The 12,539-nt window shown below is 38.4% G+C and carries 10 protein-coding genes, 2 pseudogenes and 1 other annotated feature; of the genes and pseudogenes, 3 read left to right on the top strand and 9 right to left on the bottom strand.

All coding sequences use genetic code 11. From position 1 onward, the window contains the following. Positions 1 to 134 precede the first annotated feature (134 nt). A pseudogene (locus KFO35_RS14460) lies at positions 135 to 236 on the top strand (ribonuclease P); the annotation flags it as partial. 321 nt (positions 237 to 557) lie between these two features. On the opposite strand, the gene KFO35_RS08615 reads toward KFO35_RS14460, so the two are convergent. Then, positions 558 to 1,106: an aminoglycoside 6'-N-acetyltransferase gene (locus tag KFO35_RS08615; protein WP_002293989.1), complete on the bottom strand. Its 549-nt coding sequence runs from the start codon at positions 1,104 to 1,106 to the stop codon at positions 558 to 560. A 549-nt stretch (positions 1,107 to 1,655) separates the two neighbouring features. Here KFO35_RS08615 and KFO35_RS08610 point away from each other — a divergent pair. After that, positions 1,656 to 2,759, top strand: a complete 1,104-nt coding sequence (locus tag KFO35_RS08610) for an iron-containing alcohol dehydrogenase family protein (protein WP_002315749.1) — start codon at positions 1,656 to 1,658, stop codon at positions 2,757 to 2,759. Here KFO35_RS08610 and KFO35_RS14410 read toward each other — a convergent pair. From KFO35_RS14410 to KFO35_RS08580, 7 genes and pseudogenes are all read right to left on the bottom strand, one after another. Then, a pseudogene (locus KFO35_RS14410) lies at positions 2,756 to 2,962 on the bottom strand (hypothetical protein). The gene KFO35_RS08610 and the pseudogene KFO35_RS14410 overlap by 4 nt on opposite strands. Next, on the bottom strand, positions 2,952 to 4,019 hold the full coding sequence (rlmN, locus tag KFO35_RS08605; RefSeq protein ID WP_002293564.1) for a dual-specificity RNA methyltransferase RlmN: 1,068 nt from the start codon (positions 4,017 to 4,019) through the stop codon (positions 2,952 to 2,954). Before rlmN ends, KFO35_RS14410 begins: the two are co-directional and overlap by 11 nt. 233 nt (positions 4,020 to 4,252) lie before the next feature. Beyond that, positions 4,253 to 6,700: a DNA translocase FtsK gene (locus tag KFO35_RS08600; protein WP_002315748.1), complete on the bottom strand. Its 2,448-nt coding sequence runs from the start codon at positions 6,698 to 6,700 to the stop codon at positions 4,253 to 4,255. A 188-nt stretch (positions 6,701 to 6,888) separates the two neighbouring features. Continuing rightward, positions 6,889 to 8,325: a glycoside hydrolase family 1 protein gene (locus KFO35_RS08595; protein ID WP_002315747.1), complete on the bottom strand. Its 1,437-nt coding sequence runs from the start codon at positions 8,323 to 8,325 to the stop codon at positions 6,889 to 6,891. A gap of 154 nt (positions 8,326 to 8,479) precedes the next feature. After that, on the bottom strand, positions 8,480 to 9,295 hold the full coding sequence (locus KFO35_RS08590) for an amino acid ABC transporter substrate-binding protein (RefSeq protein WP_070704702.1): 816 nt from the start codon (positions 9,293 to 9,295) through the stop codon (positions 8,480 to 8,482). Positions 9,296 to 9,312: 17 nt separating this feature from the next. Next, positions 9,313 to 9,948, bottom strand: a complete 636-nt coding sequence (locus tag KFO35_RS08585; protein ID WP_002293345.1) for an amino acid ABC transporter ATP-binding protein — start codon at positions 9,946 to 9,948, stop codon at positions 9,313 to 9,315. A gap of 18 nt (positions 9,949 to 9,966) precedes the next feature. Beyond that, complete coding sequence (locus KFO35_RS08580; protein WP_002293344.1) at positions 9,967 to 10,608, bottom strand: amino acid ABC transporter permease; 642 nt, start codon at positions 10,606 to 10,608, stop codon at positions 9,967 to 9,969. A 155-nt stretch (positions 10,609 to 10,763) separates the two neighbouring features. Further along, positions 10,764 to 10,998 (bottom strand) — a binding site (T-box leader). An 89-nt stretch (positions 10,999 to 11,087) separates the two neighbouring features. Between KFO35_RS08580 and KFO35_RS08575 the strand changes: the two genes are divergently transcribed. Beyond that, positions 11,088 to 11,573: a prolyl-tRNA synthetase associated domain-containing protein gene (locus tag KFO35_RS08575; RefSeq protein WP_002293342.1), complete on the top strand. Its 486-nt coding sequence runs from the start codon at positions 11,088 to 11,090 to the stop codon at positions 11,571 to 11,573. A gap of 430 nt (positions 11,574 to 12,003) precedes the next feature. Here KFO35_RS08575 and KFO35_RS08570 read toward each other — a convergent pair. Beyond that, a partial coding sequence (locus KFO35_RS08570; RefSeq protein ID WP_211140337.1) for a Cna B-type domain-containing protein occupies positions 12,004 to 12,539 on the bottom strand: 536 nt, incomplete at its 5' end.

Genomic DNA, 12,539 nt, shown 5'->3' with positions numbered 1-12,539 from the left:
AGTTTAATGAATAATTATTAAAAAATCAACACTTTTTTTTGTCTTTTTCATAAAATAATGATTTTTTCGTGAGGTTTCAAGGAATTTTTCAGAAAAAATAGCTTTGTACAAGGTTTTCTATTGTCTTTCAGTAGCCATTAAATAATTTTTGTTATATTGTCTATTATTGCCATACAAAGATAAAAAAGAATAAACAAAAAGGAACTCTGACAAAAGTCTTGTCACAGTTCCTTATCCGAATAAACGGTGTTCAAAAGCTTGCATCTGCGGTAATAAGCCCAACCAAACGAAAAATAGGAGGAGCTATTTTTGTTTGGCTGTTCTTATTACTTGATGCAGGACAGCTTTTTCACAACCTCTCCACTAAACGGTGTTCTCCTGCCAACTCCTCGGTCACAAGTCACAATATTCATCAAACATGAGAAGCTGTTTTTTGAAATTGTTCCTTGTGACTCGGAGCTGAACGGCAGGCTCACAACCTCTTGATAAACGGTGTTCAATCAGCTGACCCTCGGTATTAGCTCAGGTCAGGACGCTGATTTCACCACCTCTTTTTATTATTGAGAATCTGGTCGAGGAATAATCGTTTTTGCCATCCAAATATCCGGTTTGTCCCAGCCATTTGCATTTGGTAAGACACCTACGATTTTATAACCTAATTTTTCATAGAACTCATAGGGATGTTCACGAAGGTTCTGGATGGAAGCCACTTTATCAAATGTATGCTCATACAGGTCCGTTTGACTTAACGTTGTTCCATGGTCTAAATCATCCGTACCTAAATAAATCGTGATTCCTCCTCTGGAAGCTACTTCTTTTTCTAAGTAATTGACTAATCGAGTACCTATTTGGTTCTTTCGTCGGGAGCTTTCTACAACTAATGGATGCAATTCCCAACCTGTGATACCGTATTGAGGGATTGCACCAATAAATCCTACTAACTCATCTTGGTCAACCGCTGCTACCGCGATCCGTTCTGGATTCATCATTTCTTCTACTTCTTCTGCCGAGCTGTCTCCATATTCTTCCGGCCAAGTCAGTCTCAGTAAATCAGAAAGCTGATCTTTCAATACTGGATTATTACGGTCAAATTCACTGATTATCATACGTCTTCCCCCTTGTTCTTGCTTATTCTAACAGTCCTTTTGAAAAAACGAAATGTTCTCGCTCAAAAATCTTTAGCTACCAATCAGTATCTCTATTCTTTCATTATTTACCTTACTTATAAAATAAAAAAATTATACAGAAACACTTTATTCAAAATAGGAAAGATCAGGAAAGCCATCAATTGGAGGAAAAAACTCTGTTTGTTCATCATGATATAGATTATCTTTTGCTTTAAAAAAACCAATTATGAATTGACAAATGAAACACATTTTTATAAAATAATCTAAATGTTCAGAATTTTTAGATTATTTAAATAAGCAAGAGGAATCGTAGAAATACTAGGAGGAACAAAAATTCATTATTGTCGTTTTCAATGTTTTTGTACTTGTTCGTTTTTAGGATACTTATTGATGATTTCAAGGTGTTCATGCCACCTTATTCATTACTTATCCTGTCTTGAGCTTGCCTCTACTCCATCTACAGCCGCGGTCAGATCGATCACTCTTTAAAATTTTAACCCGTTTCAACGAAGAAAGAAGGAAAAGAATATGAGTCAAAGTGTTTTCTTACCAAATTATACCATTGGAACAGATGCGTATGAAAAAGCAAATGGAATCGTCAAAGAATATGGGACAAAAGTAGTGCTGATTGGAGGGAAGACTGCACTTTCAAAAGCAGAAAACAAAATAAAAGCAGCTTTGACTCAGGAAATAGAAGTTAACGCCAGTCTCTGGTACGGAGGTAATTCAACTTATGAAAATATTGAACAGTTGATCCAACATGAAAGTGTCCAAAAAGCAGACGTCTTGTTTGCAGTCGGCGGTGGTCGTGCTTGCGATACTGTAAAAGTCATTGGTGAAAAACTAGCTAAACCAGTCTTCACCTTCCCCACTATTGGTTCGAACTGTTCGCCCGTCACTGCGGTGTGTGTCATCTATAACGAAGAAGGCGTAATGGACGGACTCTTCTTTCCTTCAAAACCACCTGTACACACCTTCATTGATACAACAATTATTGCCGAAGCACCTGATAAATACTTATGGGCAGGTATTGGCGATGCTTTATCCAAAGAAGTCGAATCTACTTTTTCTGCTCGTGGCGATGATTTAGGCTACACGGATAGATTAGGAATCCAAATCGGAAAAATGTGCATTGATCGTCTCTTGACTTATGGTACGCAAGCATTGAAAGATAGTGCCGACGATCGTCCCTCATATGCAATTGAACAAGTCGTTTCGGATATCATTGTTACTACCGGATTGGTTTCTGTTTTAGTTAACAATAACTATAATTCTGCTATGGCACACTCATTCTATTACGGTACGACTGTTCTAGAAAAAATGGAGGGATACCTTCACGGAGCATCTGTCAGTTATGGTGTACTGACCTTATTGATGATGGATCAGCAGTTCGATTTGTTTGACAAAATCTATGTGTTTATGAAAAAGAACCAACTTCCAGTATCGTTAGCCGACATGAATCTCAATGTCACGACCGATTTAGAAGCAATCTTAGATAAAGCCATGACCACAAATGATATCAAACATGTGCCTTATGAAATCACCCGAGAAAAATTTAAACAGGCCATTCTTGACGTAGAAACTTATCATGCTACACAAGAAAGCCAGCAAGGATATAAGAAAATCAGTTAAATAATTGCTAAAACCCCCATCAAGCAGGCTGTCATCAAATTGACGACATTTCTTTGCTTATGAGGGCTTTTCTTGTCAAAAAACGCTTTATAACTTTCGCTATAGAATCTTTTCACTTATTTAAGTTGGACAGTTCCTTAATTAAGAAAACTGCTCCTTTTATGGTAATTGAAAAAACGAAGTAGGCTACGATTATTTGGCAGCTGTTTTTTTCATTTGCTTGCTTCGCAATTGTCCGCAAGCTGCATCAATATCTGTACCATGTTCTTTACGTATCACACAGTTTACGCCGTTTTTCTTCAATACATCATAAAATCTCAATACATCAGCTTTTGGACTGCGAGAATATTGATCATGTTCACTGACTGGATTATATGGAATCAAGTTGACATATGCTAATTTTTTCTTATCTTTTAATAGATCTGCTAATTGTTGCGCATGCTCTGGTCTATCATTTACTTGATTCAACATGATATATTCAAACGTGATTCGACGGTTTGTTTTCTCTAAATACTCATCCACAGCTTCCATCAATTTCTCAATTGGGAAACTTCGGTTGATCCGCATGATCGATGTTCGCACCTCATTATTCGGCGCGTGCAAGGAAATAGCCAGATTGACTTGCAAGCCGTTATTAGCGAATTCCTTGATTTTGTGTGCTAAGCCACTAGTAGAAACTGTAATATGTCGCGCACCAATCGCCAATCCTTTGGCATCATTAATAATATGCAAAAAGTCCATTACATTGTCGTAATTATCAAATGGCTCACCGATTCCCATTACGACGACATGGGAAACACGTTCACCAAGATTGCGCTCATCAAAATAATGTTGAACCATCATGATCTGCGCAACGATTTCTCCAGCGGTCAGGTCTCTGTTCTTTTTAAGCAACCCGCTTGCACAAAATGTACAGCCGATATTACATCCTACTTGTGTCGTCACGCAAACGGACAAGCCGTATTCTTGTCTCATTAGTACGGTCTCGATCATATTTTTATCAGGAAGTTCAAACAAATATTTAACTGTACCGTCCGAAGCTTCTTGGACGACCATTTGTTTCAGAGGATTGATGATAAAATGCGCCGATAATTTTTCTATCAATTGTTTTGATAGATTCGTCATTTCTGTGAAGTTACTTACACGTTTTTGATACAACCATTCCCAAACTTGGGCAGCTCGGAATTTTTTCTCACCGTTTTCTATAAACCAATTGATTAATTCTTCATTCGTCAAGCCATAGATGGATTGTTTTTCCAAAGTATTTTCCCTCTTTTTCTCAAAGTTTCGCTACATACTATACATGATTCGTTTAGTTAATGCAATACTTCACAAATAAATCGAATAGAACTTTCATCTCATAAAAAGCAAAAAAGACAAGACATCGTACCGTATTAGAAAAAATGGGAAAAAAGCCATTTTTTCTCTTGGTATCATCATGTCTTGTCTTTTTTACATAGTTATTCTTTTTTCAACCGTTCATCGAACAAGTTTTACATATCATTATCTTCCGGCAGTGGTTCTGATGTTTCCTCTTGCTCAATGAATACTTTCCGAGGCTTACTTCCTTCTGATGGGCCAACAACTCCATGAGCTTCCAGTTCATCTACGAGTCGAGCGGCTCGGTTGTAACCGATTCGAAACCTTCTTTGGAGAAGGGAGATACTTGCTGTTTGCATTTCAACAACAAGTGCTTTTGCTTCCTCAAACAGCTCATCTTGTGGCTGTTCTGGGACACCTGCCGTTTCAACTTCATCTGTCGGCATCATTTTCTCTTCATAATGAGCTTCTTGCTGATTTGTAACAAATTGAACGACCCGCTCCACTTCATGGTCAGAGATGAATGCTCCTTGCACACGGATAGGTTTATTCTCACCCATTGGTAAGAACAGCATATCTCCTCGCCCTAAGAGCTTTTCTGCTCCATTAGAGTCGATGATCGTCCGAGAATCTGTACCGCTTGATACAGCAAATGCCATTCTGGAAGGTACATTTGCTTTGATGATCCCTGTGATAACATCCACACTTGGACGTTGAGTAGCTAGGATCATGTGGATGCCCGCTGCCCGAGCCATTTGCGCTAAACGAATAATCGCATCTTCGACTTCGTTGCTAGCTACCATCATCAAGTCAGCTAATTCATCTACGATTACTACGATGAATGGTAAGGTTGGGTGTTTCGTTCCGTTTTCTAAGTTTTTCTGCTGAACAAATTCATTGTAACCAGAAATATTTCTTACACCAGTTGCCGCAAATTTTTCATATCGTTCTTCCATTTCTTGTACTACTTTTTGTAAGGCTTGTGCCGCTTTTCTAGGGTTCGTCACGACCGGCGTCAACAGATGAGGTATCCCGTTGTACATATTTAATTCAACCATTTTCGGATCGATCATCATCAGTTTTACTTCATGGGGCTTAGCACGCATCAATATACTTGTAATGATCCCATTGATTGCTACTGACTTCCCACTACCAGTCGAACCAGCTACAAGTAAGTGAGGCATTTTCGAAAGATCAGCCGTTTGTACTCGTCCAGAAACATCACGTCCTAAAGGTACTTCCAGTAATTTGTCTGGATGGTTTGGCTGAGCTTCGATGATTTCTCTAAAGGAAACCATACTGATCTTTCCATTTGGTACTTCAATACCAATCAGTGATTTACCTGGGATCGGCGCTTCCATCCGAACATCTTTCGCTGCTAAAGCAAGTGCGATATCATCTGTTAAGTTCACGATTTTACTTACTTTTACCCCTACAGCTGGTTGGACTTCAAATTTTGTGACGGATGGGCCTAAACTAGCTTTGACGACCTTAGCATCCACCCCGAAACTTTGGAAAGTTTGTTCCAATACACCGATATTTTTTTCAATTTTTTTATACTCATCACTTTGATCCACAGTTGGTATAGAATCAAGCAAGTCAACTGTCGGCAATTCATAATCTTGATTTTCCTGTTCTGCTTCGATCTCAAATTCTAATGAAGTACCGTCATCCTCTGGCAACTCATCAGCAAAGCCTTCTGCTATATTGGTCTGTTTTGGTGTATCTGGTACTGGTTTCTCTTGATTCGCAGGATGGATATTTTCTTGAAAACTGTCAATTGGAACAAAACTTAACTGCTCAGGTTCGGCATTTTCTGGTTCCTGCCATTCATCAGGAGTATTTTTCCTTTGCTTGTTCACAACTTTTTTCTTCTCATATTCTGCAGCTTCTTTTTCTGCTGCTTCTTGCGCAGCCAAGCGTCTTGCTTCTTTCGCTTCTGCACGCTGTTTCATTCTTTCTTCCTTTGCCGCTTGCTTTTGAGCTTGCTTGGCAGGATCACCTTCTAATAATTCCTGTACCCGTTCTCCAATTGATTGGATACCATTCAGCAGCTGATAGCCTTCCAAATTACTGAACAAGAATGCTCCACCCGCCAGTAATAGAACGGCTGCTAAATAACTTCCAGGCTGTGCAATCAAGAAATAAGTGAAATGATAAAGAATTGCTCCGATCATTCCTCCGCCAACGTTATTATCTACTTGACTTTGTTTTATATCGCTAGCTAATAAGTCCCATGTCGTTCCCATGATATTTGGTTCCCCAGTATGGAGTTTGCCGAATAAATGGGCATGTAGCAATAATAAGATACCGAAATAAAAGAGTATACCGCCAAACCAGCGTCGGTTTTTGCCAATTGAAAACTCTGTATTCTTAATGACAATCCAAAATCCTAATACGGCTAATAAAAGACAGAGGATTTGGTAAGTATTTCCTGCAATGATCCGAAAGCCGTTTGCAATCAATATTCCTAAAAAACCTAATTTTAAAAAGCCGAATACAGCAAATAGAATCAAGGCAAATCCAACACCAATCGTCAGCATTTGTTCTTGCTGCTGTTTTTGCTTTTTCGTTTTTTTCGTCTTTTTCCTTTTCTTAGTAGGCCGTTTCTTTTGTGCCATTTATTATCCCTCATTTCATCAAGTTTCATTATACAAAAAAAAGCAAGGGAACTAAAGTTTTGTTTGAAAGAACTGACGCTTTCTTTCATTTTTCAGCTTATTTTACAGTTTTTCTTAATTTCTAAATGATTTTATCAAAAAAAGGCACGGCCATATCCAGCCGTACCTTCTTGTTTTAAGCATGAGAACTAAAGGTTCTCTCCATTTTCTTCGATCAGTTTTTGGTACCAGTAATAACTGTCTTTCTTATATCGTTCCAAAGATCCTTCTTGTGTTTCATCTTGATCGACATATACAAATCCATATCGCTTTTGATAACCGTTCAGCCAACTCAGTAAATCTGTATAAGACCATGTACAATAGCCTAATACTTCTGCTCCATCTGAAATTGCTTCTTTGATTGCTTTGACATGGCTTTGTAAGTAATGGATTCGATAGTCGTCATGGATTTGTTTGTCTTCTGTCAACTTGTCATACTCTCCTAAGCCATTTTCCGTGATCAGCACCGGCATGCGGTAACGGCTCGTGATACGACGCAATCCGATCCTTAAGCCTTCTGGGTCGATTTCCCAGTCCCAATTTGTTCGTTCGACAAATGGATTCTCAACTTTTTTATACATTCCAGGAACCCCAGTTTCTTCTGATGAACCTTTTTTCCCGGTCGTATTCATTTTTCCTGCTCCAACCCCATCTAATGGATTGAATGCATTCGTCGCTGTTTGATAGTAATTGATCCCAAGGAAATCTGGCTTGGCTGATTCTAGCAATTCTGCATCGCCCGCTTCAATCGTTGGCGCCCATCCTTTTTCTTCTAAGAATCTCATAGCAGCAATAGGATATTTCCCCCACATATAGACATCCATCCAGTAATTGGCCATTAGATCTTCTGCATTTTCGGCTGCCAGAACATTTTCAGGATTACTGTCGATTGGATAATTTGGCGTATACGCAAAGCTTGGTCCGATTTTCCCAGGCATTTCTAACTCATGGAATTTGTTGATGACAGATGCATTTGCTAGATTTGCGATATGGTTGACTTCATACATTCGTTTTGGATCCGTCACGCCTGGCGGATGTGCTGCTAATAAATAGCCTAATGAAGTGAAGATATTTTGTTCATTCAAACTAATCCAGTAATGGACTTTCCCGCGGAATGCCTCAAATAATGTTTCTGCATAATGAGTGAAATCTTCAATAATCTGACGTGACTCCCAACCATTATATTCATCTTGCAACGCTTGTGGAAGATCCCAATGATACAAAGTCAACATAGGTTCGATACCGTTTTCAATCAATTCGTCAATCAATCTCTCATAAAAAGCGAGCCCAGCTTGATTGACTTCTCCGCGCCCATTAGGAAAAATCCGTGTCCAAGCTACAGAGAAGCGGTAAGCTTTCAGACCTTGTTCTTTCATTAAAGCAATATCTTCTTTATAACGATGATAGTGGTCTACTGCCAGATCACCGTTTGTTCCTTTAAATGTCTTTCCTGGAATCCGAACAAATCGATCCCAGACTGATTCGCCTTTCCCATCTTCTTGCCAAGCTCCTTCTACTTGATACGCTGCAGAAGCAGAGCCCCACAGAAAATCTTTTGGAAATGAGGTAAGTTCTTTGTGTTCCATTCATCTCTTCCTTTCCTATAACCTTCAATCGTTCCTCTTTTTAGAATAACACGAAACCCCTTCCATAACAAAATAAAATTATGTAAAACATACTAAGATTAGAGGGGAACATCATTGACGAATGATGTTCCCCTCTAATCTTAGTATGTTTTTGTTAATTTCTCGGCGTGACATCTTCACCAAACCATTTATTGGAGATCTTTTGGAATTCCCCTGTTTTTTCTAATCGATCAAATGCTTCATTTATCTTCTTCACTAACGTATCATCTGACTTACGCACGCCAACCGCAAAATCCTCACTTTCGTAAGAACCTTTTGTCATGTTGAAGTCTTCTAGCTCGTTTCTTTGTTTCAAATAATAGTCCGCATATACTTTATCCATCAGCAAACCATCGATCCGTCCGCTTTTCAGATCAATCAGTGCTTCATTAAAACTATCGTACAAAACAGCATCTTGGTTTTTGACTATCTCTTTTAACACTTCTGGTTGTTTCGTAAATACATCATAACCAGATGACCCATTTTGCGCACCTAATCTCTTATTTTTCATTTGCTCAAAGCTTGTGATTCCTGATTCTTTAGGTGTGATCAGTACTTGATCATTTTCCATATAAGGTTTTGTAAACTGCACTTTCTTTTCTCTTGCCGGTGTCTTGGAATAGCCATTCCAGATCAAGTCGATCGTTCCATTGTTCAATTCAAATTCCTTCATTGACCAGTCAATAGGCTGAAAGTCTACCGTAATCCCATATTGTTCAAAGACTGCTTTGGCTAAATCAATATCGAATCCTGTAAGCTTCCCGTCTTTATCTCTAAATCCCATAGGAACAAATGTATCGTCCAAACCTATAACGATTTTTTTCTCTTCGTTGATAGCCGCCCAATTATCTGCTGAAGCCTTTTTATTCGAACAGCCTGCAAAAAGAAGAAGACCTACGAACAAAGCGAATAGAAAACTGATTTTTTTCATCTCTATCTTCTCCTTTCTTAACGAATTGGGGAAACTTTTAATAGTTGATCACCGACATTTTCTGCAAATACGAGATCATGGGTGACAATGATTTGGGTTACCCCGTCTTCTTTCAATGATAGGATCAAACGCTCGACTTGCTGACGCAACTCAGGATCTAAAGCACTCGTTGGTTCATCATAAGCCAATACCCTCGGATTCATGGCCAATGCTCTGGCAATCGCTACCCGTTGTTTTTGTCCGCCAGAAAGCTGATAAGGATAGTTATTCAATAAATCGCTAATCCCTAATGAAGCCGCTAATTCTTCTGCTTTTTTAGTGTATTCTTCTTTTGTCTGTTTCAATACCATTTTCGGTGCTAAGGTAATGTTTTCAAAAATATTCAGATGTGGAAATAGCTGGAAGTCTTGGAATACGACTCCTACAACTTGTTCTTTCATTTTAAGTTCGAATGGATTGAACGGTACACCGTCTAAATAAAATTCTCCGCTGTCAGAACTTTCTAAGCCAGCCAAGATACGTAAAAGCGTGGTTTTACCGCCACCGGAAGGGCCTACGATAGCTAATGTTTTCCCATCTGGAATGATTAGATCCAAATCTTTGATTATTTCTTTTTCACCAAATGCTTTGTTCACTTTCTTCAATTCAATCATATTTCTTCCTCCTATCAGTTAGCGGTAATAATTTAATTTTCCTTCAACTTGTTTCATTACGATTGTTAGAATACCAGTCAATGTAAGATAGATGATTGCCACGCCTAGCAAAGGCAGTAAAGTCGCGTCGCGTTCCATCGCGATTTTCCCGGCACGCATTACGTCACCTAAACCTAATATATAGATCAAGGAAGAATCTTTGACCAAGTTGATAACTTCATTACCTACAGAAGGTAAAACAATCTTTGTCACTTGCGGGATGACGATTTTCGTCACCGTTTGGAAGGGACTTAATTGCAAAACTTGCGCTGCTTCATATTGACCTTGAGGAATCGATTGTATCCCTCCACGGAAGATCTCTGCAAAATAAGCGGCATAGTTCAAGATAAAAGCAATGAGCGCTGCTTCGAATCGATCAAAAACGATCCCAATCGTCGGCAAACCATAAAAAACAAAAATCAGCTGTAACAATAGTGGCGTTCCCCGCATGATCCATACATATGTTTGAAGAAAGTAGCGTAGTGGCTTAAAATGCAAGGACAATCCTAGTGCTAAAATAATCCCTAATGGCAACGAGCCAATCAAGGTAAATAAAAATAATTTCAATGTTGTGAGTGCTCCTACTAATAATTGCGGCATAACTTCAATTAAATACTCCATCTTCTTTTCCTCCTTTAAAATAAAAAAATCCTCTTGGCAAATGCCAAGAGGACGTATTATACGTGGTTCCACCTCTGTTTATTTTTTCCTTGCAGAAAAAACCTCACACAGTCGTTGCAAATCAGATGAAAACAAAAAGTCCTTTGATCCGAAGATCAAAGGACGTTAATCACGTGGTTCCACCTTTTTTTACCGGCTCCTCACGGAAAAGCCAGCCTTATCTGGTCATCTAGCAACGACCGCAGCTGTAACGGGCTCCCCGGATTTTCCTACTATACGCTTCAGAAAATCGACTCCAAGATGTGTTTCACGGTTAACTGCTGCCTCTTTCCACCAACCAGAGACTCTCTAAAAACACCTAACTGCTACTCTTCTTTTCGATGTCATTTGTTTTAACTTTACGTGTAATTTACATGATTATTTTTCATTTGTCAACTCTTTTTTATGATACACTAATAAAAAAAGGAGGGTGATGCGCGATGAGTCGTGCAACCGAACAAGAAGCTTATGAACTACTAAAAAAACTGGATATCTCTTTTCAAAAAGTCGATCATCCTGCGATTACGTCAGTCAAAAATGTCCCTTTTTCCCTACCTGGTCCGCAAGTAAAAAATCTATTATTGAAATCAAGAAAAGGAAAAAAAATCTATCTTGTCATCTTGCCTGATGAAAAGCATGCCGATTTAAAACAACTAGCTGAACAATTAAAAGAAAAGCGCTTATCTTTTGTTTCTGAAGAACAGCTTCCTGACCTCCTAGGCGTTCCAGCAGGTACAGTGACTCCATTAGCATTGATGCACGACAAAGAGAAAAAAATCCAAGTCGTGATCGATGCTGCTATTGATCGTCAAGATACCGTAGGCTTTCATCCAAATATCAATACCACTACGTTGATCATGGATTTTTCCGACTTTGAAAAGATACTTGTTTACTTAGAACATCTGCCAGTTTATGAAAATTTGTAATGATAGAGTAGTTTTCTTATTTCCCAATTCAAGCGTCTTTTTCTTTATTTAGCACAAAATATATCAGAAATTCTTTTAGCCCATCAAACAATGTAACAACTAGTATGAACGCTGAAAACTAGAGTATTCTTCCATAGTTAGCCAAATCCATATTTATTGATTCTACGAAAAGAGGCTGGGACAGAAGCGTTTAACTCCAAGAAATAAGAAGAAGTTCACGAAAATTGCTTTTCAAATTTTTGTGAATTTCAGCTTACTTCCGAAGGAGTTGCTTCTGCTTCCGCCGTTTATACGTGTTTAGAGCGTGAGACAAAAGTGTTCTTTGCTTTTGTCCCACGCTCTTTTCAATTATAAAGCGGAATTTTATTCTTTTGCTTTCAGTCATATTTAACAAGAAATATTATATTCTGAATAACAAAAATTATTCTAACTAAACTGTTTTATATTTTTGTAAGAATATCCCTGTACAGATAGTTACTATCAATAAACCAATGATTACAGCAAAACTAGATTTTTTACTACTTGTTTTAGGAAGAATGCTTTTTGATTTATTTGTTATCTGTTTAGGTACAGCTCTCTTACTAATATAATTGGTTCTTTGTTCGCTAGATTCCCCTGTATGAGCAAATATTTGCAATTTTTGAGAGAATAGATTTCTAATTTTTTCTCTCTCTGTCTTCTCTGGAAAATTTTTCCACGGTTTTATGTGGTTACCTGGTATAGCTATATTTGTTTTGCCCGGTATATAACTGTTTTTGATGTTATACCCTTCAATCGTCGTACTGTATTCTGGCACGTTGTCTTCCGTTACAGTATAGATGATTTCTTGCCCGTCTTTGTATTTTGGCAGATTTGTGAAACGATAGCGCCAATCATCTTTTTCACTGACTTCTTTGTGTTGGATCGGTTGACCGTCGGCTAATAGATTCACTGTGATTGTTGTCGGTCGTTTGCCGTCTTGATTCT

The organism is Enterococcus lactis (assembly GCF_015751045.1).
GTDB lineage: Bacteria > Bacillota > Bacilli > Lactobacillales > Enterococcaceae > Enterococcus_B > Enterococcus_B lactis.
This window is presented reverse-complemented; position numbering and strand designations above follow the sequence as displayed.

Coding starts and splice junctions, on each gene's coding strand:
- KFO35_RS08615 (WP_002293989.1), bottom strand. CDS start 1,106: ATGATAATCAGTGAATTTGACCGTAATAATCCAGTATTGAAAGATCAG.
- KFO35_RS08585 (WP_002293345.1), bottom strand. CDS start 9,948: ATGATTGAATTGAAGAAAGTGAACAAAGCATTTGGTGAAAAAGAAATA.
- KFO35_RS08600 (WP_002315748.1), bottom strand. CDS start 6,700: ATGGCACAAAAGAAACGGCCTACTAAGAAAAGGAAAAAGACGAAAAAA.
- KFO35_RS08610 (WP_002315749.1), top strand. CDS start 1,656: ATGAGTCAAAGTGTTTTCTTACCAAATTATACCATTGGAACAGATGCG.
- KFO35_RS08575 (WP_002293342.1), top strand. CDS start 11,088: ATGAGTCGTGCAACCGAACAAGAAGCTTATGAACTACTAAAAAAACTG.
- KFO35_RS08580 (WP_002293344.1), bottom strand. CDS start 10,608: ATGGAGTATTTAATTGAAGTTATGCCGCAATTATTAGTAGGAGCACTC.
- KFO35_RS08595 (WP_002315747.1), bottom strand. CDS start 8,325: ATGGAACACAAAGAACTTACCTCATTTCCAAAAGATTTTCTGTGGGGC.
- KFO35_RS08590 (WP_070704702.1), bottom strand. CDS start 9,295: ATGAAAAAAATCAGTTTTCTATTCGCTTTGTTCGTAGGTCTTCTTCTT.